Source organism: Kitasatospora sp. NPDC057940 (assembly GCF_042887425.1).
In the GTDB taxonomy this organism is placed as follows: domain Bacteria; phylum Actinomycetota; class Actinomycetes; order Streptomycetales; family Streptomycetaceae; genus Kitasatospora.
The window spans coordinates 288,082-310,278 of sequence record NZ_JBHVPH010000005.1; the positions used below are offsets into that span (position 1 = coordinate 288,082).

Genomic DNA, 22,197 nt, shown 5'->3' on the forward strand with positions numbered 1-22,197 from the left:
TCGTCAAGCATAGACCCTCCCCTTCACCCGGATAGCGGCGTTTCGACCGAGCTTCGACAGCTTTGTAGAAGCTTGACCAAACCCACCCCTCGACGTGCACCCCCGTCCGGCATATATAGTTCACCGACATATGCAGCTCAACAGCTCACGAGGGGGAAGTGTGTCCCACAGCGATCCGACCCGATCCGCACCCGTCCTGCACCTGGCCAACGTCACCCGGGTGCACGGGCGGGGCGCCGCCGAGGTACACGCCCTGCGCGGCGTCGAACTGGCCGTCCACCCAGGCGAGTTCGTCGCCGTCATGGGCCCGTCCGGCTCCGGGAAGTCCACCCTGCTGACCCTGGCCGGCGGACTCGACGCGCCCAGCGAGGGCGAGATCCTGGTCGAGGGCGTGGCCCTCGGCGGCCTCAGCCGCGGCCGGCTCGCCGACCTCCGGCGGCGCTCCATCGGGTACGTCTTCCAGGACTACAACCTGATCCCCGCTCTCACCGCCGCCGAGAACATCTCGCTGCCCCGCGAACTCGACGGAGTCTCCGGACGCGCCGCCCGCCGCGAGGCGCTCGCCGCCCTGGAGGAACTCGGCATCGGGGAACTCGCCGACCGCTTCCCCGACGACATGTCCGGCGGCCAGCAGCAGCGCGTCGCCATCGCCCGCGCGCTGATCGGCGAGCGCCGCCTCGTCCTCGCCGACGAGCCCACCGGCGCCCTCGACTCCGCCACCGGCGAGGCCGTGCTCGCCGTGCTGCGCGCCCGCTGCGACGCCGGCGCCGCCGCGATGATGGTCACCCACGAGGCCGCGCACGCCAGTTGGGCCGACCGGGTGGTCCACCTGAAGGACGGCGCGGTCGCCTCCGAGAGCCACGGGCGGCGCACCGGCAAGCGCCGGCTGACCGCCGAACCGCCCAGTGCCCCGGCCGACGGCTACGGCCACGCGGCCGACGGGGCCGGGCACTCGGCCACCGGCACCGGCCAGACGTCCGGCGACTTCGGCCACGCGGCCGGCGGCTTCGGCGAGGTGTCCCGATGAGACTCGGCGCCTGGAAGGTCGCCCTGCGCATCGCCCGCCGCGACGCGCTGCGCGCCAAGGGCCGCAGCGCCCTGATCGTCGCCATGATCGCGCTGCCCGTCCTCGGCGTCACCGGCGCCGACGTCGTCCACCGCAGCGGGCAGCTCACCCCGGCCGAACGGGTCGAACGGGTGCTGGGCGGGGCGGACGCCCTGGTCACGTCGCTCGCCCCCGGCCGGGCCGTCGAGCAGGCCCCGGTCGCCGAGGACGGCGCCTTCGCGGCCCAGCCCCGCCCCGGGCAGCCGCCCACGGCCGAGCAGCAGAAGGGCGCCGGCACCGACCCGGTCACCCTGGTCACCGGGCTGCTGCCGCCCGGCAGCGTGCTCACCTCCGCCCGGCAGGGCCCGGAGACCGGCGCGACCTCCCCCGAAGGCCTGGTCCGCACCCTCACCACCGAGGCCGACCTCTCCGACCCGCTCTGGCACGGCCGGCTCGACCTGGTCGACGGCCACGCCCCGGCCGGCCCGCACGAACTCGCCGCCACCCGGGCCTTCCTCGACAACGCCGGGCTGGCCGTCGGCGGCACCACCACCTTCCCGGGCCTGGAGCGGACCACCTTCACCATCACCGGCGTCGTCGAGCACCCGGACGACCTCCGCCGGGTCGAACTCGTCGCCCAGCCGGGCGCGTTGCTGAGCCGGCTCGCCAACGCCACGCCTCCCGGCAGCCCGGCCGCGGCACCGCCGGAGCCCGAACGCGGCGCCTGGCTGGTCCGGCTCCCCGCCGGGGCCACCCTCGACTGGGCCAAGGTCCAGGAGTTCAACGCCCACGGCTACACCCTCACCGCCCGCTCGGTCGCGCTCGCCCCGCCGCCGCGCGCCGCCGTCCCCTACTACCGGGACTCCTACCGCTCCTTCGGCCCCTCCGCCGACGACAACACCAAGGTCGTGGTGGCCACCGTCACCGGCATGGGCCTGCTGGAGGTCGCCCTGCTCGCCGGCCCCGCCTTCGCGGTCGGCGCCCGCCGCTCCCGCCGCCAGCTCGCGCTGCTCGGCGCCGCCGGCGGCCGGCGGACGCACGTCGGCGCGGTGGTGCTCGGCGGTGCCATCGTCCTCGGCGCGGCCGGGGCCGTGGTCGGCGTGGTCCTCGGCGGCGGCCTCGTCGCCGGGCTGCGCCCGTGGATCGAACGGGCCGGCGGCGCCCGCTTCGGGCACTTCGCCCTGCCGCCACTGGACCTGCTCGCGATCGGCGGGATCGGCCTGGTCACGGCGCTCCTCGCGGCCGCGCTGCCCGCCCGGCAGGCCGCCCGCCGCAGCGTCACCGCCGGACTCACCGACCGGGACACCGTCCAGGCCCCGAACCGCTGGGTCACCGTGCTCGGTGTGCTGCTGCTCGCCGCCGGCGCCGCCCTGGCCCTGTACGGCGCGAGCGCGCTGCAACACGGCGGCATGCCCGTCGTCGGCACCTACGACACCCGCACGCTGACCGTGCTCGGCGGCTCCGTCATCGCCGAACTCGGCCTGCTCGCCTGCACCCCCGCACTCGTCGCCCTGCTCGGCCGGCTCGCCAAGCGGCTGCCGCTCGGCCCCCGACTCGCCCTGCGCGACTCCGCCCGGCACCGCTCGCGCACCGCGCCGGCCGTCGCCGCCGTGATGGCCGCCGTGGCCGGGGCCGTCGCCATCGGCGTCTACAGCACCAGCACCGACGCCGAGAACCGCCGCGACTACCGGCCGCAGGCCCCGTACGGCGCCGTGCAGCTCCTCTCCACCGTCGACGGACCGCAACTCGACGGCCTGCGCGCCGAGGTGGGCAAGCAGCTGACCGACCTGGGACCGCGCGCCGACCTCGGCGAAGCGGTGTACCAGTTCTGCGCCAACTGCTCCAGCACCGTCCAGCTCAAGGGCACCGTGAACTGGCGCACCGCATCCGGCCCGCCGCACCTGGCCTCCGGGGACGCCGCCATGCTCCGTACCCAGTTCGGCATCCACGACCCGGCCGCCGAACAGGCCCTGGCCGCCGGGAAGGTCCTGGTCTTCGACCGCGCCTTCCTCGGCGGCGACGGCCGGGCGGTGCTCCAGCTGCGCGGCAGCTCCGGCGCGCCGCTCCAGCCCGGCGAGGTCCCCAAGCCCGACCTCCAGGAGATCCCGGCCGACGCCGTCCTGGTCGAGAACCCGGCCGCCGCCCGCTTCGCCCAGGGCCTGATCCTGCCCTCGGCGCTGCCCAAGCTCCTGCCCGGGCTCACCGTGAGGCCCACCGGCGCGATCTGGGTGCCCGCCACCCCGCCCGACCGCAAGGCCCAGCAGCGCGCCGAGGCCGCCGTCGTCCGGCTCGACCGGGCCGCCCAGCTGGAGGTCGAGCGCGGCTACCAGCCCCGCGGCGACGCCCTCACCCTGGCCCTCAGCGGCTTCGCCGGACTGGTCGTCCTCGGCGCCGCCGGCATCGCCACCGGCCTGGCCGCGGCCGACTCCCGCCAGGACCAGGCCACCCTGGCCGCCGTCGGCGCACCGCCGCGGATCCGCCGCACCATGGCGGGACTGCAGTGCGCGATGATCGCCCTGCTCGGGGCGCTGCTCGGGGCGGTCAACGGCTTCGTCCCCGCAGTGGGCCTGCTGAAGTCCCGGGCGAGCGGGTTCGGCGGCCACCCGGCCCTGATCACCGCCCCCTGGGGCCAGCTGCTGCTGGTCGTCCTGGTGCTCCCGGTGCTGGCCGGGCTGCTCGCCGCCCTGCTGACCCGCTCCCGCATCCCGATGGGGCGGCGGCTGTCCTGACCCCTGGCGCACGCCGGTGCCCGCCCCCCGATCCGGAGGGCGGGCTTCGGCGTGCGCGGGCGACCCACACGCGAGAGCGCCGTACCATGGGCGGGTTCTAGCGGGCGAAGGGCGCCGGCGGTCGGCGAGGGAGAGAACGGCGGTGCTGCGCGGGTTCGGCGACCTGGAGGCCGAGATCATGGACCGGCTGTGGTCCTGGGGCCGGCCGGCCACCGTACGCGAGGTGGTGGACGACCTCCAGCGGCAGCGGCCGGTCGCGTACACCACCGTCACCACGGTGGCCGACATCCTGCACACCAAGGGCTGGCTCCGCCGGGACAAGGTGGGCCGGGCCTGGGCGTACGAGCCGACCTGCACCCGGGAGGCGTACACCGCGCGGCTGATGCGCCAGGCTCTTGAGACCACGCCGGACCGGGCGGGTGCGCTGCTGCACTTCGTCGACGGGATGAGCAGCGACGAGGCGTCCGCGCTGCTGGCGGCGCTGGAGCAGGTGAAGGCCCGGGACGCCGAGTGACCCTCGCGCTGCTCGGCCTCCACCTGGCCGTGACCGGGGTCCTGCTGCCGCGCCGGCTGGCCGGTTCGGCCCGGTTGCAGGCGCACCCGGCGGCGGGCGCCGCGCTCTGGCTGTCCCTGATGGCCTCCTTCCTGGTCGCGTTGCTGCTGGCCGCGCACCACGCGGTGGAGCCGTTCGCCCACGAGCCGGCCGGGCTGGTCGGGCTGTTCCCGCACCCGGAGCCGCCCGGGCCCGTCGCCCCGCACACCCACGACTGGTGGGTGCTGGCCGCCGCCGGGGCCGCGATCGCCACGGTGGTGGCGGCCGTCGGTGTCCGGGCCGGGCGGGCGCGCCGGCGGCACCGGGCGGTGCTGGACGTGGTCGCCGTCCGGGACGGGCGCTGGGGCGCCCTGATCCTGGAGCACGCCCACCCGACCGTCTACTGCCTGCCCGGCCGCAGCTCCCGGGTGGTCATGTCGCGCGGGGCGCTGCGGCTGCTGGACGACCGGCAGTTGGCCGCGGCGGTGGCGCACGAACACGGACACATCCGCGGCCGTCACCACCTGTTCCGGCTGCCGGCGGACACCTTCGCCCTGCTGTTCGGCCCGCTGCCGCTGGCCCGGCGCGGGCGGGCCGAGGTGGGGCTGCTGCTGGAGATGGCGGCCGACGACGCCGCGCTGGCGCGGGTGTCGCGCAGCGAACTGGCCTCCGCGCTCTGCGCCCTGGCGACGTCCGGGGGCCCGACGGGCGCCGCGCACGGCACCGCGCCGGGCACGGCGTACGGCATCGCGCCCGACGGGTCGCTGGCGGTGGCCGCCACCGGGGTACTGGCCCGGGTCCGCCGGCTGGCCCGCCCGGGGCACGGCCGGCGAAGGCGCCGACCGGCCTCCTGGACGGCGGTGTCAGCGGTGTCGGCGCTCCCGCTGCTGCCGTACCTGCTGGCCTGCGCGCCGCACCCGTAGGGCGTCCGCCGCCCCCCGGTCACGATGCCGGGCGAACACGCCCTAGCGGTGCCGCAGGTATGCCTCGGCGGTTTCGCGCAGGCGGTCGTGCAGGCCGTCGTAGGCGCGGACCCGCCCGAGCAGGCGCTTCGGCAGCTTGGCGACCATCGTGTAGTTGGTGTCGCAGACGTTGGCGGCCGGCGCCGACCCGGCCTGGCTGACCAGTTGGTAGGCGTCGAGCTGGTCCAGGCCGAGCAGGTGCCCGGTCCAGCCGACCAGGTCGTGCTGGCTGATCCGGAACGCGTCCTCCAGGGGGCGGGCGGAGCCGGTGCTGATCAGGAAGCGGTCGTCCTCCAGCCGCGGCCAGGCCGGTCCGCCGCCCTTGACCAGGTCGACGATCACGGTGGTGCGCATGGCCGCCTCCACCGCCGTCCCGCACACCTCCCCCTCCCCCTGGCGGGCGTGGCCGTCGCCGATGGCGAGCAGCCCGCCCGGGACGTTGACCCCGAAGTAGGCGGTGGTGCCGGCCCGCATCTCGGGAGTGTCCAGGTTGCCGCCGTGCGCGCCCGGCGTGATCGAGGCCAGCACCTCGCCGGCCGCCGGGGCGACCCCGACGGTGCCGTGCATCGGGTCGAGCGGGAGGTCCACCGTGAAGTCGCTGTTCCGGGCCCGGAATCGGCAGACGCCCGCCTTGAGGTCCAGGTCGTAGACCCAGACCCGCTCCTCCAGCGGCGGGTGCAGCATCGCCGTGCTGTGGGTCGCGGTCAGCGCGCCGAAGTGCGGGAAGGTGCTGGAGACGCCGTACTCCCGGGCCGGGGTGATCTCCACGAAGTGCACCGCGAGGACGTCGCCGGGCTCCGCGCCCGCCACCGCGATCGGCCCGGTGACCGGGTTGAGGTAGGGGAAGACGCACACCTGGCTGGGCAGGTCGCCGGTGCCGCGCACCTTGCCGCCGAAGCAGTCCTCGGTGGTCAGTTCGACGATGGTGCCGGGCTGCACGGTGACGAGCGGTGCGCGCCCGCCGAAGGTGTAGGCGTAGTCGGCCGGGGCGGGGGCCAGCTGGACGGTCTCGGGCAGGCTCACGGGTTCTCCTCGCGGGTGGTGGGCGCATCGGCGGCGGGATCAGGGTCGGTGCCGGATCCGGGCTCGGCGGCCGATTCGGGCTCGACGGCCGATTCGGGCTCGACGGCGGATTCGGCGTCGGTGACGGCCAGTCGGGGCTTGCGGCCGGTGGCCACCAGCCCGGCCAGCACGACCGCGCCGACGGCCAGCCAGACGAAGCCGAGCCGCTGCGCCGCTATGTTGGCGTTCACGACCACGTAGGCGAGGATCGCGAAGCCGAGGACCGGCGCGATCAGGTGGCGCCAGTAGTCCTTGCTGCGCCGGCGGATCAGGTAGTGGACGACGACGGCGACGTGCAGGACCAGGAAGGTGGTCAGCGCGCCGAAGTTGACCAGGGTGCTCAGCAGGGTGATGCCGTCGTCGCGCGAGGCCATGTAGAGGCCGAGCAGCAGCGAGATCGCGGCGGTCAGCAGGGTGGCGTTGACCGGCACCCGGCGGGTGGGGTGGATCCGGGCCAGGAAGGCGGGCAGCTGGCGGTCCCGGGCCATCGCGTACAACAGCCGCGAGGTGGCGGCCTGGGCGACCAGGGAGTTGGCGAAGCCCCAGGCGACGGCGGTGCAGGCGGCGGTCAGCGTGGCGAGCCAGTCGCCGGCGGCGGTGCGGGCCGCGTCGTAGAAGGCGGTGCCGTTCGGATCGCCGTCGCGGATCAGGGCGTTGGGGTCCGGCACCAGCAGCGAGGCCACCCACGTCTGCACGATGAACAGCGTGCCCGCGAGCAGCAGCGCGGCGACCATCGACCGGCCGATGGCCTTGGTGGAGTCCCGGTTCTCCTCCGAGAGGGTGGAGATCCCGTCGAAGCCGAGGAAGCTGAGCACCGCGATCGAGACCGCGCCGAAGACCAGGCTCCACGAGAAGGTGTGCGCGTTGTAGAGCGGGGTGAGGTCGAAGCCCCGGCCCTTGCCGGAGGCCAGCGCGATCACACCGACCACCACGAACAGCGCCAGCACGGCGAGTTCGCCGATCAGCATGGCCTTGTTGACCCTGGAGGTGGTCTCGATGCCCAGGTAGTTGACCACGGTGTTGAGCAGCACGAAGCCGACCAGCCAGAGCCACACCGGGACGGACGGGACCAGCGAGTTCATGGCGACACCGGCGACCAGGTACAGCAGTCCCGGCACCAGCACGTAGTCGAGCAGGATCATCCAGCCGGCCAGGAAGCCGACCGGCGCCGCGATGCCCCGCCCGGCGTAGGTGTACACCGAGCCGGCCATCGGGAAGGCCCGCGACATCTGGGCGTAGGACAGGGCGGTGAACATCATCGCGACCATGCCCAGGACGTAGGCCAGCGCGACCATGCCGCCGGAGCCCTGGAACACGCTGCCGAAGATGCCGAACGGTGCGATCGGCACCATGAAGACCAGCCCGTAGACGAGCAGGTCGGTGAAGGTCAGGGACCGGCGGAGTTCCTGTTGGTAGCCGTAGTTCTCGATGCTCTGGGGCGCGGGCGTGTCAGCCATGGTGCTCTCTCTCCGTGACGACCCTGCGGGTGTGGGGAGACTGTAGAGGCAAGTATTTCCAGATGGAAGGGTTTTCTTCCGACGTTCCGCCACGCGAGGAGGACAGGACGGCGCGGCTCAGGACAGAACGGCGAAACCCGGGCCCTCGGCGCGGGCGAGGTGGACCGGCCGGCCGGCGTCGCGCAGCAGCCGCCCTGCGACCCGGGCCAGGGCGTCCGGCGCCAGGGCGCGGCGGGCGGCCAGGGCGGCGAGCAGGTGGAGGCCCTCGTACAGGCCCACCGCGTAGGCGTCCAGGACCGGCGCCCACGGTCCGCACAGCGACCGGTGCCGCTCGGCGAGGCTCTGACGGCGCTCCTCGGGCAGGGTCGCGAAGGAGGGCATGGCGGCGTACAGCGTCCCGGTGTCGTCGCCGCCGAGCGCGAGCAGGCCGTTCTCCTCCAGCGAGCCGGACAGTCGCACCAGCCGGCGGTCCAGGCCGCTGCGGCGCAGCGCGCGGTTGAAGCACACCAGGTCGCGCCCGATCAGGCTGAGCAGCAGGGCGTCCGCCCGGGCCGCGCGCAGGGCGTCCAGCAGCTGTTCGACCGACCCTTCGACCGTGCCGAGGGGGATCCGCCGCTCCAGCACCACCCGGGCGCCGGACCGGGCGACCAGCCCGGCGGCCGCCCGGTGGACGGAGCGCGGCCAGATGTAGTCGTTGCCGATCAGGGCCCAGCGGCGCAGGCGGTGACTCATCGTCAGTTCTTCTATCGCCGGACCGAGTTGGCCGGCCGGGTCGATGCCGGTGCAGAGCACGCCGGGCAGTCGGGAGCCACCCTCGTGCGGCGGGGTGAAGACGTACGCGATGCACCCCGCCGCGACCGCCTCGACGGCCCGGTGCACGTCGCTGGTGTGGCACCCGGCGAGCGCGTCCAGCGCGCCCGCGTCCAACAGCAGCCGGACCTCGGCGGCGACCCGCTCCGGCGCGCCGCCGCCGTCCACCAGCACCAGTTCCAGCGGGCGGCCGAGCACGCCGCCGGTCTCGTTCACCTCGTGCGCGGCGAGCAGGGCACCGTCCAGCGCGGACGGGCCGGTCAGCCCCAACGGGCCGGACTGGGGCACGACGAGACCCACCCGATACGCCGCTTCCGCCCGCTCGTCCCGAGCCGAGTGCAGCGCATCGAGCGGATCGATCAGGATCGCCTCGACGCTCACCAGTGCGAGTATGGTCGGGTTGTCTGCTTCGGGAAAGAGCGGAAGGGGAGGTCAGATGACCGCACGCGGCGCCGCGCCGACCGGACCGGTGGGGGGCACCCGGACCGCCCCGGAGCCACTCCTGGTCGAACTGCTCACCCTGGCCCACCGCCGGCTCTCCGCCGGCCTCGCCGCCGCGCTGGCCGAGGAGGACTGCACCGTCGACCAGTGGCGGGCGCTGCGCGCCCTCGCCGACGGCGAGGGCCACCCCATGGGCGAGCTCGCCCGGACGCTGCTGGTCCCGCAGGCCAGCCTGAGCCGGCTGGTGGACTCGCTGGCCGACGACGGCTGGGTCTACCGCCGCCAGGGCGACCAGGACCGCCGGCGGATCACCGCCCACCTGTCCCGCCAGGGCCGGGCCCGGCTGGCCCGCCTCGACGCCCTCGCCGCCGCCCACGACGCCGCCGTGCGAAAGGCCTGCGACCTCCCTGGTCCGGCGCTCCTCCTCGAACGCCTCGCCGCCCTCTAACCACGGGGCGTCCCCGGAGAACGCGGAGGCCCGCCCCCGCCGGGGCGGGAGCGGGCTGCCGGATGCCGACTACGGCTACGGCTACGGCTACGGCTACGGCCGGACGGCGCCCACGTACGGCATGGCGCTGATCGGGAGGACCTCGACGTTCTTGCCGGTGCGCGGGGCGTGGATCATCTTGCCGTCGCCGATGTAGATGCCCACGTGGTGGATGTCGGGGTAGAAGAAGACCAGGTCGCCGGGCTGGAGGTCGGCGCGCTGCACGCGCGCGCCGCTGTTCCACTGGTCCTGGGACATCCGGGGCAGCTTGACGTTGGCCGAGCGGTAGGCGCCGCCGGTGAGGCCGGAGCAGTCGAAGCTGTTCGGGCCGGTCGCGCCCCAGCCGTAGGGCTTGCCGAGCTGGGCGTAGGCGAACTGGAGGATGGCGGCGGCGCGACCGCTGGCGGGCGGCGCCGGGGTGTTCATGTTCTGGCGCTCCGAGGAGCGGGAGGCCCGGTCGGCGGCGGCCGCCGCCTGGGCCTCGGCCTTGGCCTTCTCGGCGTTCTGCTGGGCGTTGATCTTGGCGCGGTCCTCGGCGCTCAGCTTGTTGAGCATGCCCTGCGCCTGGGCGAGCTTGGCCTGGATCTGCTTCTTCTTCTCCCCCAGCTCGGTGCCGACGGAGTCGAGCTGGGCCAGGGTGGCGGTGGCCTCGGCGCGGTCCTGGTCGAGCTTGCGCTGCTCGTTCTGGGCCTGCTTGAGCAGGGATATCTGGGAGTCGGCCAGGTGGTTCTGCACCGAGGCGCGCTCCAGGTAGGCGGCCGGGTCGGAGTCGAGCATCAGCTGGAAGGACGGGTCGATGCCGTTGGTGCGGTACTGGTCGGCGGCCACGGCGCCGAGCTGGGAGCGCAGCTCGTTCATCGCCTCCTGCCCGCGGGCGACCTTCTCCTGGATCTTGCTGGCGTCGCCCTGGAGCTTCTGCTGCTTCTCCTGGAAGCCGTTGAACTGCTCGACGGCCTGCTCCGCCTCCTCGTTGAGCTTGTCCACCTGCTCCTTGACGGAGGCCAGGTTGGGGGCGGGCTCGGCGTGGGCGGTGCCGGAGGCGAGGACGGCGCCGCCGGCCATGGCCGTGGTGAGGACCGCCATGCGGGCCCGGCTCGGGGGGCTGGGCTTGCGACGCTTTCCCATGGCGGGGGGCTCTCCTTCGGGGGACGGCAGGGGACGGCGAAGGCGGGCGAGGACCTACGGGGGTTCGGTCCCCACCCACCTTCTTCGAAGTAACTTAATAGATGAGTGGAGGGGTTCCGCAATCCCCCTGTTCCGGGCCGTTCCGGGCGATCGATCGTGGCCCCCGGCACCGGCGTTGACCTCGGGTGCCGCCGTCCGCGGCACTCCTCGCCGCCCGGAGTGCTGAGAACGTGCCAAATCGAGGGAAAGGTCACACGGACCGCCCCTCCTGCGGGCCTGCGAACGAGCGCTAACCTGCGGTCATGAACGTCCTGCCCGAAGGGCTCCCCCTCGCCGCCGAATTCCCGGCCGCACACCGCGAGCAGTGGCAGCAGCTCGTCGAGGGCGTGCTGCGCAAGTCCGGCGCGCACCCCGCGGACGGCGCCGCCGCCGAGCGGGCGCTCACCACCGAACTCCCGGACGGGCTGCGCGCCCACCCGCTGTACACCGCCGAGGACGCCCCGGCCGGAGCCGGCTACCCCGGCTTCCCCCCGTTCGTCCGCGGCGGCCGGCCGCAGGGCGCCGCCGTCGCCGGCTGGGACGTCCGCCAGCGGCACGCCGACCCGGACCGCCGGCGCACCAACGAGGCGGTCCTGGCCGACCTGGAGAACGGCGTCGGCTCGCTCTGGCTGGAGCTCGGCGGCGCGGGCCTGCCCGTCACGGCCCTGCCCGAGACGCTGACCGGCGTGTACCTCGACCTGGCCGCCGTGGCACTCGACGCCGGGCCCGAATTCACCGCCGCCGCCGAGCAGTTGTTCGCCCTGTACGAGGAGCGCGAGGTCTCCCCCGGCGCCGCCGCCGGCAACCTCGGCGCCGACCCGCTGGGCCTCCAGGCCCGCACCGGCGAGACCGGGCGCACCACCGCGCTGCTCGCCGAGGCCACCGCGCTCGCCGCCCGCTGCGCCGCCGAGTACCCCGGCGTCCGGGCGCTGACCGTGGACGCCCTGCCCTACCACGAGGCCGGCGCCTCGCCCGCCCAGGAGCTGGGCTGCTCGCTCGCCACCGGCGTCGCCTACCTGCGGGCGCTCACCGCCGCCGGGCTGTCGGTGGACGCCGCGCTCGGCCAGCTGGAGTTCCGCTACGCGGCCGACGCCGACCAGTTCCTCACCATCGCCAAGTTCCGTGCCGCGCGCCGCCTGTGGTCCCGCGTCGCCGAGGTGTCGGGGGCCTCCGCGGCGGCCTCGGCGCAGCGCCAGCACGCCGTCACCTCCCGGGTGATGATGACCGCCCGCGACCCGTGGGTGAACATGCTGCGCACCACCGTCGCCTGCCTCGCCGCCGGCGTGGGCGGCGCCGACGCCGTCACCGTGCTGCCCTTCGACAGCGCCCTCGGCCTGCCGGACGCCTTCGCCCGCCGGATCGCCCGCAACACCCAGTCGATCCTGCTGGAGGAGTCCCACCTCGCCCGGGTGATCGACCCGGCCGGCGGCTCCTGGTACGTCGAGCAGCTGAGCGAGGAGCTGGCGGCGGCCGCCTGGGCCTGGTTCCAGGAGATCGAGCGGGCCGGCGGCCAGCAGGCGGCGCTCACCGACGGGACGGTCCGCGAGCGGATCGCCGCGACCTGGGCGGAGCGTTCCGTCAAGCTCGCCAAGCGGCGCGAACCCGTCACCGGCGTCAGCGAGTTCCCGCACCTGGACGAACAGCCGCTGGTCCGCGAACCGGCCCCGCCCGCACCGGGCGGCGGGCTGCCGCAGGTGCGCCGCGCCGAGGCGTACGAGGCGCTGCGCGACCGCTCGGACACGCAGCTCGCGGCCACCGGCGAGCGGCCGAAGCTGTTCCTGGCCTCGATCGGCACCGCCTCCGCGCACACCGCGCGCACCACCTTCGCCGCCAACCTGTTCCAGGCCGGCGGCATCGCGACGACCTCGCTGGAGTCCGTCGACCCGGCCGCCTTCGCCGAGGCCTTCACCGCCTCCGGCGCCACCGCCGCCTGCCTGTGCTCCAGCGACGCGCAGTACGGCGAGCACGCCGAGGCCGTCGCCGGCGCGCTGAAGGCGGCCGGGGCCCGACGGGTGCTGCTGGCCGGTCGGCTCGGCGAAACCCCGGCAGGAGTAGACGAGTTCATCCACGCGGGCGGGGACGCCATCGCCGTCCTCACCTCCCTGCTCGACCAGATCGGAGTGGCACGATGATCCCCGACTTCACCGGAATCGGGCTGAACGGGGATCCCTCCGGGGACGTCACCGACGGCCAGTGGCGGGCCGCCTGGCGGCAGTCCACCGGCAAGGACGTCGACGAGCTGGTCTGGGACACCCCCGAGGGCATCGGCGTCAAGCCGCTGTACACCCCGGCGGACCTGGCCGGCCTGGACTTCCTGGAGACCTACCCGGGCATCGCCCCGTACCTGCGCGGGCCGTACCCGACCATGTACGTCAACCAGCCGTGGACCGTCCGCCAGTACGCGGGCTTCTCCACCGCCGAGGAGTCCAACGCCTTCTACCGCCGCAACCTGGCGGCCGGCCAGAAGGGCCTCTCGGTCGCCTTCGACCTGCCGACCCACCGCGGCTACGACAGCGACCACCCGCGCGTCACCGGCGACGTCGGCATGGCGGGCGTGGCGATCGACTCGATCTACGACATGCGCCAACTCTTCGACGGCATCCCGCTGGACAGGATGTCGGTGTCGATGACCATGAACGGCGCCGTCCTGCCCGTCCTGGCCCTGTACATCGTGGCCGCCGAGGAGCAGGGGGTGGCACCCGAGAAGCTGGCGGGGACCATCCAGAACGACATCCTCAAGGAGTTCATGGTCCGCAACACCTACATCTACCCGCCGCAGCCGTCGATGCGGATCATCTCGGACATCTTCGCGTACACCTCGCAGAAGATGCCCCGGTACAACTCCATCTCCATCTCCGGCTACCACATCCAGGAGGCCGGGGCCACCGCCGACCTGGAGCTCGCCTACACCCTGGCCGACGGGGTGGAGTACCTGCGCGCGGGCCTCGACGTGGGCCTGGACGTCGACGCGTTCGCGCCGCGGCTGTCGTTCTTCTGGGCGATCGGCATGAACTTCTTCATGGAGGTCGCCAAGCTGCGCGCGGCCCGGCTGCTGTGGGCCAAGCTGGTCAAGCAGTTCGACCCGAAGAACGCCAAGTCGCTGTCGCTGCGCACCCATTCGCAGACCTCCGGCTGGTCGCTCACGGCCCAGGACGTGTTCAACAACGTGACCCGCACCTGTGTGGAGGCGATGGCCGCCACCCAGGGCCACACCCAGTCGCTGCACACCAACGCGCTCGACGAGGCGCTGGCCCTGCCCACCGACTTCTCCGCCCGGATCGCCCGCAACACCCAGCTGCTGCTCCAGCAGGAGTCCGGCACCTGCCGGGTCATCGACCCGTGGGGCGGCTCCGCCTACGTCGAGAAGCTCACCCACGACCTGGCGCGCCGCGCCTGGCAGCACATCCAGGAGGTCGAGGCGGCCGGCGGCATGGCCAAGGCCATCGACGCGGGCATCCCGAAGATGCGCGTCGAGGAGGCCGCCGCCCGCACCCAGGCCCGGATCGACTCCGGCCGCCAGCCGGTCATCGGCGTCAACAAGTACCGGGTGGACAGCGACGAGCAGATCGACGTGCTCAAGGTCGACAACTCCTCGGTGCGCACCCGCCAGATCGAGAAGCTGCGCCGGCTGCGCGAGGAGCGCGACGAGGCGGCCTGCCAGGACGCGCTGAACGCGCTCACCCGGGCCGCCGAGGCCGGCCCGCAGAGCGGCGGCTCGCTGGACGGCAACCTGCTGCACCTGGCCGTCAACGCGGCCCGGGCGAAGGCCACCGTCGGCGAGATCTCGGACGCCCTGGAGAAGGTGTACGGCCGGCACAGCGGCCAGATCCGTACCATCTCCGGTGTGTACCGAGACGAAGCGGGCCCCTCGGCCTCCCTCCAGCGCACCCGCGACCTGGTCGAGCGGTTCGAGCGGGCCGAAGGCCGGCGCCCGCGCATCCTGGTCGCCAAGATGGGCCAGGACGGCCACGACCGCGGCCAGAAGGTGATCGCCACCGCCTTCGCCGACCTCGGCTTCACCGTGGACGTCGGCCCGCTCTTCCAGACCCCCGACGAGGTCGCCCGCCAGGCCGTCGAGGCGGACGTGCACATCGTCGGCGTCTCCTCGCTCGCCGCCGGGCACCTCACCCTGGTCCCGGCGCTGCGCACCGCGCTCGCCGAGGCCGGCCGGGAGGACATCACCATCGTGGTCGGCGGGGTGATCCCCCCGCAGGACTTCGAGGCGCTGTACGAGGCGGGAGCGGCGGCGGTCTTCCCGCCGGGCACCGTCATCCCGGACGCCGCCTACGACCTGCTCACCTCGCTGGCGGCCGACCTCGGCCACGAGCTGTGAGATTTTGATCGCATGCCTCCGCGGACGATCGACCTCGACAGCTACGTGACGGGTGTCCTCGACGGCTCGCGCGCCTGGATCGCGCGCGCCGTCACCCTCGTCGAGTCCACCCGGCCCGACCACCGCGCGCTCGCGCAGCAGTTGCTCCAACGGCTGCTGCCGCACGCGGGCGGCGCCGTCCGGGTGGGCATCACCGGCGTGCCCGGTGTCGGCAAGTCGACCTTCATCGACTCCTTCGGCACCATGCTCACCGGCCTCGGCCACCGGGTCGCGGTGCTCGCCGTCGACCCCACGTCCAGCCGCACCGGCGGCTCCATCCTCGGCGACAAGACCCGGATGGAACGCCTCGCCGTCGACCCGCACGCCTTCGTCCGCCCCTCGCCCACCTCCGGGACGCTGGGCGGCGTCGCCAAGGCCACCAGGGAGTCCATGGTGGTGATGGAGGCCGCCGGCTACGACGTGGTCCTGATCGAGACGGTGGGAGTCGGCCAGTCCGAGACCGCCGTCGCCGGGATGGTCGACACCTTCCTGCTGCTCAGCCTCGCCCGCACCGGCGACCAGTTGCAGGGCATCAAGAAGGGCGTCCTGGAGCTGGCCGACGTCATCGCCGTCAACAAGGCCGACGGCCCGCACGAACCCGACGCCCGCGCCGCCGCCCGCGAACTCGCCGGCGCCCTGCGCCTGTTGCAGGCCCCCGACGCGGCATGGACGCCGCCCGTGCTGACCTGCAGCGGCCGGGACGGCGCCGGACTCGACGTGCTGTGGGAGCGGCTCCAGCAACACCGCAAGGTCCTCGACGCCACCGGCGCACTCGCCGCGAAGCGACGGGAACAGCAGGTCGAATGGACCTGGACGATGGTCCACGACCAGCTCTACGCGCGGCTGCACGAACACCCCGAAGTGCGGCGGCTCTCGGGCGAGTTGGAGGCCCAGGTCCGCGCCGGCACCATGCCGGCGGGGCTGGCCGCGCAGCAGATCCTGGACGCCTTCTTCGGCACCCCCTGACGGGAGGCGCTTCTTGAGCGGCCCTGGGGAGGAAAAGGCGCGAGGGCCGTGCAGATGTGCACGGCCCTCGCACCGGGTGTGGGGCGCCCCGTTCCCGCCCTCGTCGTCCGGATCTGCACGTGGTGGTGAGCTGTGCCGTGTGCTCTGTCACCTGTACGCGATGCTGAGCTGCATTGTTTGACGGGGAATCGAACCCCTTGCGTTGCCCTTCACGCGCCAGGGGCCGGATGAACCGCCGGCCCGCGGTGTGTGCACGCCTCCGTGGCGACTACCTGCTTCCCACACCCGGCTTGTGGGGTCAGTCCTCGATCAGGTCGATCTCCCAGTTGGTGCGCTGGATCAGGGTGTCCACCTCGCGGATCTCCTTCGCCAGGGCGTCCGCCTGGGCGTGGAGCTCGGCGACCGGCAGAGCGGCGAGGATCCTGAGCTCGGACCGCAACTGCCGTACGGCTCCGCGCTGGTCGCGCCCGGAGGCGGCGTCGGCGGCCGCGGTGATCACCGAGTGGCGCAGCCGCAGGACGTCCCGGCGGGCGAGGGCGTCGGTCAGCGTGCCGCCGCCCTCGATGAGCGCCGTGGAGTTGGTCCGGTTGATCCGACGGATCAGCCGCTCCAACTCGTCCAGCACCTCTCCGGCCTGGGCCAGGACCTCCGCCGCGCTCTCGGCCGGTTCCTCGCCCTCCTGGTAACGGGCACTGCCGACGACGCGCGCCCGCAACTGCTCCACCTGCCGCACCGCAGCCGCGCGCTGCGCGAGCGCCTCAGCCAGTTTCACCGCGTCATCACCTCTACGTCCTGCTGATCGTCCGGCAAGTATGCACGTCGACGCCTGACGGCTCGGTTCGAGGGGTGGGGTCGGCCGGCCGGGTCGGTCCGGTCGGTCAGCCGGACCGACCCGGCGGGCACCGGGCCGGTTCATGCCCCTCGACAGCGTCCGGCCGCTGCCCGTACGTCCGCCAGCGCCCTCACACGGTCGACCGGCGGCGGCGAGAAGCGCCCGGGCGCCGCCAGTACGTGCTCCTCCCAGCGGTCCTGCCAGAACTCCACCGTCCAACCGGGCCATCGCTGCGGCATCTCGTACGCCTCCGCCGATGCCCCCAGCACCCACCAGCCCACCCGCCGGCCCAGCGGATCGACGTGGATCCCGGCATCGGCCGACGCCCGGCAGACCCCGTGCTCGGGACCGCCCGCCAGCCGGTCGAGCAGTGCGGACCCCTCCCGGACCGGATGGTCGTTGACGTTCGCCAACACGTAGCAGCGCTCCGTCCCGACCGTCACCACCGCGACCATCGGCTCGGGGTCAGCCAACTCCTCGTCGCCCGGTTCGAGCAGCGGCCCCACCGCAATCCCGCACCCACGGGCACGGACGTGTTCGGGGTCCAGCCCCAGGTACGTCCTCAACTCGGCAGGGCCGTCGTACATCCACCGGACGTCCCACCCCGCCCACGCCTCCTGCAACAGTTCCAGCGTGGCTGCCCTGTGGCGCATCTCGGCGCTCGGCCCTTCCCAGGCGAACAGCATCAGCACCTTCCGCCCGAGGTCGATCAGTGCCGCACCCTGGCAGTGCACATCGTCCAGCCACCAGCCGACCGCTCTCAGGCGCCGGACCATCGAAAGAGCCTCCGCCGGCCCGGCCAGGAGGTCGAGGTCGATTCCTACCGCGCCGAACCGCGACAGGTACAGCTCGAACTCACCGCTCTCGCGGACGACGACGAAGTTCGCACGATCACCCATCCGCCCAGAATGACCACCCCCGGCACCGGGCCGCCACCGCATTTGACGCCGACGCTTGGCTGGCTGGCTGGCTGGCTGGCTGAGATCGTGCTCGGATGGGGGTGCGCGGCTGGAGCCAGCGGGCCCGCTCAGCCGTGCAGTCAGACCGGTCGCGCCGCCGCGACGGCGTCGGTGTAGAGCTCGGTGGTCAAGTCGGCTTCGTTGATGCCGAGTTCGGCCAGCACCGCGCGGACGAGGGCGAGGGCGGGCCCGAGGTCGGCCTCCGTGGCGGCCGTCGTCTCGACCTCGATGAACGTGGCGTCGTCCAACTCGGGAACGCGAACGAGCGTGGCGAGCAGGTGCCTCCCGTCGCGCTGGAAGCCGTAGTTGCGGCACCGCTTCTCGAACGCGATACGAGGGATGAAGCCCAGGCCCCGCACGATCTCGTGCGCGGCATCGGCGTCCTCGACCTCCGTCTCGGACTCCGGCTTCGACCCGGACGCCTCGTCCACCCGGGCCCCCTTGTAGGTGAGCACCGTGCGCGTGTCGTCCGGGCCGTGCACGGCCCGGATCCGCAACTCGCGATCGGCGCCCATCAGGCTGCCGTCCGGCGCGTCGTAGTACGTGTCGCGGTAGACCTCGGCGCGGCCGACACCGTGCCGGGCCTCCAGTTGCCCGCGCACGCCTTCCGGATCGCGCACGACCGCCTTGAGCTCCGCCTCGATCGCCATCCTCGCCCCTCCGTCAGATCACGCGCTCCGCGCCGTCCACCATCACATCGAACCGCCGCCTTCAGACCGACACCGGCCAGGTGCCGCCTTCAGGGCGCGATCCACGAACCGCGTCAGCTCGACTTCTCGCCGAGTGCAGCACGGAGCCAGTCGAGGGAGTCGGTAGCCAGGACGGCGTCGGCGAGTGCGTTGGCGGTCTTCGTGGTGAGACGGCCACGGCTGTTGTCGATCCAGCGCTGAGCATTCGCGTAGCCCTGTGCCTTGTACTCGACGCCCTGGATCAGGCACTCCAGCTTGTCGGCGTCCCTCGCACACACCGCCTCCGGAGAGTCCTTCGCCTCGTACTCCGCGACAAGCTCCCGGATGGTCGAGGCGAGGATCTCCGGCATGCCGCCGACCTGGTCGGCCGTCACCGCCGCCGGATCGGCGCCGGGCGCGTACTTCTTGCCCAGATGGTTGACGTCCCCGGTGCGCGTCTCCTGGGAGTCGTGCCAGACCGCGAGGAAGGCGGCCTGCGCCGGGTCCGCGCCTTCGAGCTTGGCAATGATCGAAGCGATCAACGCGGTCCGCCAGGAGTGTTCGGCGACCGATTCGGGATCGCGGACGCCGGCCATCCACCAGCCCGTGCGCTTGGTCTGCTTGAGCGTCCCGGCTTCGAACAGGAACCTCGCCACCGGTGTCAGGTCGTCTGTCACTGTCTGGCTCCTCTCACGCCTCGACAAGGCGGATCGCGTAGCGGATGCCGTCGAGTTCGCGTCGGCCGCGCCGCGACAGCTCCCGACCATCCAACAGCACCGGAAGCCGTTCGCGCAGGGCACGGGCCGCAGTTCCGGAGCGCAGCAGATCCGGCCGGACCTGGAGCAGTGACCACACACTGTGGATGTTCAACTCGGCGTACCCGCACTGCGGGCCGAGACCCTGAACGAGGTGCGCGAGGAGCTTGTCCCCGGGCCACGGGCCCGGCGCCCGGGCAGCGATGAAGTCGTCGGAGAGTTCGAGGTACGGGGCCTCGCCGAGCCAGTACGCCCAGTAGTTGAGGTTCGCCAGCGCGCCCGCCTCATCGGCGAGGGCCGTTTCGATGAAGTGGCTCATCCGATCCCGGTCACCGTGGCGGGCGGAGACCATGGCGACGGAGCGGGAGTTGAGCCAGTGGCTCAGCCAGTCGTTCGGCCGCTCGGATCGCTGCTGGTGGGCCAGCCACTCCCGCGTGTCGCCCTGTTCGTCGTATCCGGCCAGGTACAGCGCTTGGCGGCGGGCGAGGAACTGGTCCGTTCCACGCGCTTCCTCGGCCGCGCGCCGCAGGTGGGCGTAGAACCGGGTGCGGTCGGGGGCGAGGAGTTCCGGTCCGGCCGGCGCCGGGCCCTTGCGTGGACGCGGCGGGGCCGGGAGGTCGCGAACGGCCTTCGGCGCTGCACCGCTGAGCGGCCACATGAGAATCTCCACGAGGTCGCGCCGTATCACCATCGCCCCGAGGGGGCTCCCGGCAGCCGGTGACTTCTCCTCAACGATGCCGGCGAGCAGAATGTCCGCCTCGAAGGATCGCTCCAGTGTTTGGAGGAGTGCGGGCGCTGTGCCCAACTGCATCAGCCGATGGCGGTGGGTGAGCATCTGCCCGACAGGTACGGCCGTGAGTGGGCGCCGACCACTCTCCCACCCGGCGATCGTGTCGGTCGACACGGCCAACCGCCCGGCGAACTCGTCCTGGGTGGCACCGTGCTGTTCTCGGATCACCCGAAAGACGTACCCGGAGATGATGCCCACGCGTGGGCGCCGAGGCCTTCCCTGACCAGCAGTCAGGGAAGGATGCGGGCTTGACTGCATGAGAGCCCCCCACTTCGGGAGTTCGTGCCAACACACCTGTACTCGTGGTCACTTCAGGTTCCGACTCCGGGACCCTACCGTCGTAGGCGTCCCCGACCGAGAGCGGTCGGAGACTCGTCGGGGGGTCTCGCTCCCTGCGACGGCGGTCCCGCTCTCATCAAGGAGCCTATCGGCCCGGGCACGTCAGTTGGGCACTGTCACGTCCGTGCACCTGGCCAAGCGCTCCACACGATAATCATCGCGAACAGGGCAGGTAGGAGGCACCCATGGGATGGGGAACCGGTAAGGGCGGAAGCTCCGGTGGCGGCAGCGGCGGCAACGACGGCGGGCAGGGCAAGCACGCGAACAAGGACCGGAAGGACTTCGGGAAGGACAAGACGACCCCGGACACCTCGTCCGGGTCGTCGGCCAGCAAGCACCGCAAGGACGGCGACGGGAAGTGACGAGCCGGCAGAAGGACCTGGAGCAGGCCGCCACGAACGGCCTGCTCCGGGTGGTATCCCACTCCCTCGGCCACGATGTGCCCGATGAGTGGCGAAGGGCCGCAGAGGCGACCCCACGCCATCGTTTCCTCCCGGACCGGATCTGGCTTGCCGACGGTGACGGCTACCAGTTGTGCGACCGTGAACGTGAACCCGACCGCTGGTTCGCCGCCGCCGGTTCGAACGTTCCCGTGGTGACACAGGTCAACGACGGAGCGGAGCCGACGGACGTAGCCGATGCGTGGCCGTCGTCCTCGGCCTCCGAGCCGTCGATCGTCTTCCGGATGCTCGAACTCCTGGACATCACACCGGGGATGCGGGTTCTCGAGATCGGTGCGGGCACCGGGTACAACGCAGCCCTGCTTTCCCACCGCCTCGGTGGGGCGAACGTGACGACGATCGAGATCGACGCCGCCGTGGCCCACCGCGCCCGGAGCAACCTCGACGCCACCGGCTACGCACCCACCGTCGTCTGCGGCGACGGAAGTCTCGGCTGGAAGGCCGCGTCGCCGTTCGACCGGATCATGGCCACCTGCTCCGTGAAGCGCGTTCCGGGCGAATGGATCAACCAGACCAGGCCGGGCGGGCAGATCCTCACCCCTTGGTACGACGAGTGGAGCTGCGGCGGCCTCCTCCGCCTGACCGTCACCGGCGACGGCTCCGCCACCGGCCGCTACACCGCCGACAGCGCCTTCATGCTGATGCGCACCCAGCGCCACGACCTCCGCCTCTTCCGAGACGTCGTCATGGACGAGCACGTACCGGACGAGTCCACGACCACGCTCGACCCCTGGGCCGTCGCCGACTCGGAGTTCGAGACCCAGTTCGCCCTCGGGCACCGCCTCGGCGACCTCTGGTACGCCTGGCACCACGACCCCGATCTCGACGACGTCGAGACCCGACTCTGGGTGGCCACGACCGACGGCGGCTCCTGGGCCGCCGTCGACTGGGACGGCACCGAGGGCACCGAGCGGTACACGGTGTGGCAGCACGGCCCGCGCCGCCTGTGGGACGAAGTCGAGACCGCCCACCGCTGGTGGCTGGACAACGACCGCCCCGGTCCGAGCCGCCTCGGCCTCACCGTCGGTCCCGGCGGCCATCAGGCCTGGCTGGACGACCCGACGAATGCGTGGCCCCTGCCGTAGGGGAATGGATCGCCCGTCGCATTCGGCACGGCCCCGGACCGCCAGTCCGGGGCTGCTTGCCTGAATCCGATCGGGTGCGCCAGGTGGTCAACATCCCAACAACTGGGCATTTAGAGAGTGGAATTGGCGTTGCCGTGGATCGGGTGTCGAGCCGAGCCGGAGGGACGTGGTGGATCGCCGGGGATTCGTGTCCGCCTCCAGTGCGTACGCGCTTGCGGCATTGGGGCTGCCTGATCCGGACGCCGTCCTGCGGCGGGTGCAGGGAAAGACTGACAGCACAG

General features: G+C 73.0%; 19 protein-coding genes. 10 read left to right on the forward strand and 9 right to left on the reverse strand.

Annotated elements, in window-relative coordinates; translation table 11 throughout:
* The first annotated feature begins 130 nt into the window (after nucleotides 1-130).
* From ACFVTF_RS11585 to ACFVTF_RS11600, 4 genes are all read left to right on the forward strand, one after another.
* Nucleotides 131-1,027, forward strand: a complete 897-nt coding sequence (locus tag ACFVTF_RS11585) for an ABC transporter ATP-binding protein (protein WP_387812265.1) — start codon at nucleotides 131-133, stop codon at nucleotides 1,025-1,027.
* Entirely contained in the window at nucleotides 1,024-3,774 is a 2,751-nt protein-coding gene (locus ACFVTF_RS11590) for an FtsX-like permease family protein (protein WP_387812268.1), read from the forward strand. The genes ACFVTF_RS11585 and ACFVTF_RS11590 overlap by 4 nt, the downstream gene beginning before the upstream one ends.
* 145 nt (nucleotides 3,775-3,919) lie before the next feature.
* The gene (locus ACFVTF_RS11595; protein WP_363589677.1) at nucleotides 3,920-4,288 is read left to right on the forward strand and encodes a BlaI/MecI/CopY family transcriptional regulator; all 369 of its coding nucleotides are present in this window, start codon (nucleotides 3,920-3,922) and stop codon (nucleotides 4,286-4,288) included.
* A complete protein-coding gene (locus ACFVTF_RS11600; protein ID WP_387812271.1) occupies nucleotides 4,285-5,229 on the forward strand; it encodes a M56 family metallopeptidase in 945 nt (314 codons plus the stop codon). The genes ACFVTF_RS11595 and ACFVTF_RS11600 overlap by 4 nt, the downstream gene beginning before the upstream one ends.
* 42 nt (nucleotides 5,230-5,271) lie before the next feature.
* Here ACFVTF_RS11600 and ACFVTF_RS11605 read toward each other — a convergent pair whose 3' ends face one another.
* The 3 genes from ACFVTF_RS11605 to ACFVTF_RS11615 form a co-directional block, all read right to left on the reverse strand.
* Nucleotides 5,272-6,291, reverse strand: coding sequence for an acetamidase/formamidase family protein (locus ACFVTF_RS11605; RefSeq protein WP_387812274.1), 1,020 nt, complete (start codon nucleotides 6,289-6,291; stop codon nucleotides 5,272-5,274).
* Complete coding sequence (locus ACFVTF_RS11610; protein WP_387812277.1) at nucleotides 6,288-7,787, reverse strand: APC family permease; 1,500 nt, start codon at nucleotides 7,785-7,787, stop codon at nucleotides 6,288-6,290. Before ACFVTF_RS11610 ends, ACFVTF_RS11605 begins: the two co-directional genes overlap by 4 nt.
* 117 nt (nucleotides 7,788-7,904) lie before the next feature.
* On the reverse strand, nucleotides 7,905-8,978 hold the full coding sequence (locus ACFVTF_RS11615; RefSeq protein WP_387812280.1) for an ABC transporter substrate-binding protein: 1,074 nt from the start codon (nucleotides 8,976-8,978) through the stop codon (nucleotides 7,905-7,907).
* A 55-nt stretch (nucleotides 8,979-9,033) separates the two neighbouring features.
* Here ACFVTF_RS11615 and ACFVTF_RS11620 point away from each other — a divergent pair, with 55 nt between their 5' ends.
* Nucleotides 9,034-9,486 carry a MarR family winged helix-turn-helix transcriptional regulator gene (locus tag ACFVTF_RS11620; protein ID WP_387812283.1) on the forward strand — a complete coding sequence of 151 codons (453 nt, stop codon included), beginning with the start codon at nucleotides 9,034-9,036 and terminating at the stop codon, nucleotides 9,484-9,486.
* Between the two features lie 93 nt (nucleotides 9,487-9,579).
* Here ACFVTF_RS11620 and ACFVTF_RS11625 read toward each other — a convergent pair whose 3' ends face one another.
* Nucleotides 9,580-10,650, reverse strand: coding sequence for an NlpC/P60 family protein (locus tag ACFVTF_RS11625; protein WP_371516043.1), 1,071 nt, complete (start codon nucleotides 10,648-10,650; stop codon nucleotides 9,580-9,582).
* Between the two features lie 302 nt (nucleotides 10,651-10,952).
* Here ACFVTF_RS11625 and ACFVTF_RS11630 point away from each other — a divergent pair, with 302 nt between their 5' ends.
* From ACFVTF_RS11630 to meaB, 3 genes are read left to right on the forward strand one after another with little or no spacing between them, the layout of a single operon-like run.
* Nucleotides 10,953-12,821 (forward strand): methylmalonyl-CoA mutase family protein, encoded by a 1,869-nt coding sequence (locus ACFVTF_RS11630; RefSeq protein ID WP_387812286.1) that lies wholly within the window; start codon nucleotides 10,953-10,955, stop codon nucleotides 12,819-12,821.
* Nucleotides 12,818-15,022, forward strand: a complete 2,205-nt coding sequence (gene scpA / locus ACFVTF_RS11635; RefSeq protein ID WP_387812289.1) for a methylmalonyl-CoA mutase — start codon at nucleotides 12,818-12,820, stop codon at nucleotides 15,020-15,022. Before ACFVTF_RS11630 ends, scpA begins: the two co-directional genes overlap by 4 nt.
* A 12-nt stretch (nucleotides 15,023-15,034) precedes the next feature.
* Nucleotides 15,035-16,027 (forward strand): methylmalonyl Co-A mutase-associated GTPase MeaB, encoded by a 993-nt coding sequence (gene meaB, locus ACFVTF_RS11640; RefSeq protein WP_387812292.1) that lies wholly within the window; start codon nucleotides 15,035-15,037, stop codon nucleotides 16,025-16,027.
* A 298-nt stretch (nucleotides 16,028-16,325) separates the two neighbouring features.
* Here the strand turns inward: meaB and ACFVTF_RS11645 are convergent, their stop codons facing one another.
* The 5 genes from ACFVTF_RS11645 to ACFVTF_RS11665 all read right to left on the reverse strand — a co-directional run bounded on the left by ACFVTF_RS11645 (nucleotide 16,326) and on the right by ACFVTF_RS11665 (nucleotide 20,289).
* The gene (locus tag ACFVTF_RS11645) at nucleotides 16,326-16,799 is read right to left on the reverse strand and encodes a DIP1984 family protein (protein WP_387812295.1); all 474 of its coding nucleotides are present in this window, start codon (nucleotides 16,797-16,799) and stop codon (nucleotides 16,326-16,328) included.
* A gap of 140 nt (nucleotides 16,800-16,939) precedes the next feature.
* Complete coding sequence (locus ACFVTF_RS11650; RefSeq protein ID WP_387812298.1) at nucleotides 16,940-17,758, reverse strand: hypothetical protein; 819 nt, start codon at nucleotides 17,756-17,758, stop codon at nucleotides 16,940-16,942.
* A 140-nt stretch (nucleotides 17,759-17,898) separates the two neighbouring features.
* On the reverse strand, nucleotides 17,899-18,468 hold the full coding sequence (gene cyaB / locus ACFVTF_RS11655; RefSeq protein WP_387812301.1) for a class IV adenylate cyclase: 570 nt from the start codon (nucleotides 18,466-18,468) through the stop codon (nucleotides 17,899-17,901).
* Nucleotides 18,469-18,581: 113 nt separating this feature from the next.
* Nucleotides 18,582-19,163, reverse strand: a complete 582-nt coding sequence (locus ACFVTF_RS11660; RefSeq protein WP_387812304.1) for an HD family hydrolase — start codon at nucleotides 19,161-19,163, stop codon at nucleotides 18,582-18,584.
* A 13-nt stretch (nucleotides 19,164-19,176) separates the two neighbouring features.
* Nucleotides 19,177-20,289, reverse strand: a complete 1,113-nt coding sequence (locus ACFVTF_RS11665; protein WP_387812307.1) for a helix-turn-helix domain-containing protein — start codon at nucleotides 20,287-20,289, stop codon at nucleotides 19,177-19,179.
* A gap of 266 nt (nucleotides 20,290-20,555) precedes the next feature.
* Between ACFVTF_RS11665 and ACFVTF_RS11670 the strand changes: the two genes are divergently transcribed.
* Entirely contained in the window at nucleotides 20,556-20,732 is a 177-nt protein-coding gene (locus ACFVTF_RS11670) for a hypothetical protein (RefSeq protein WP_387812310.1), read from the forward strand.
* Nucleotides 20,729-21,916 carry a methyltransferase domain-containing protein gene (locus tag ACFVTF_RS11675; RefSeq protein ID WP_387812313.1) on the forward strand — a complete coding sequence of 396 codons (1,188 nt, stop codon included), beginning with the start codon at nucleotides 20,729-20,731 and terminating at the stop codon, nucleotides 21,914-21,916. Before ACFVTF_RS11670 ends, ACFVTF_RS11675 begins: the two co-directional genes overlap by 4 nt.
* Nucleotides 21,917-22,197 lie beyond the last annotated feature (281 nt).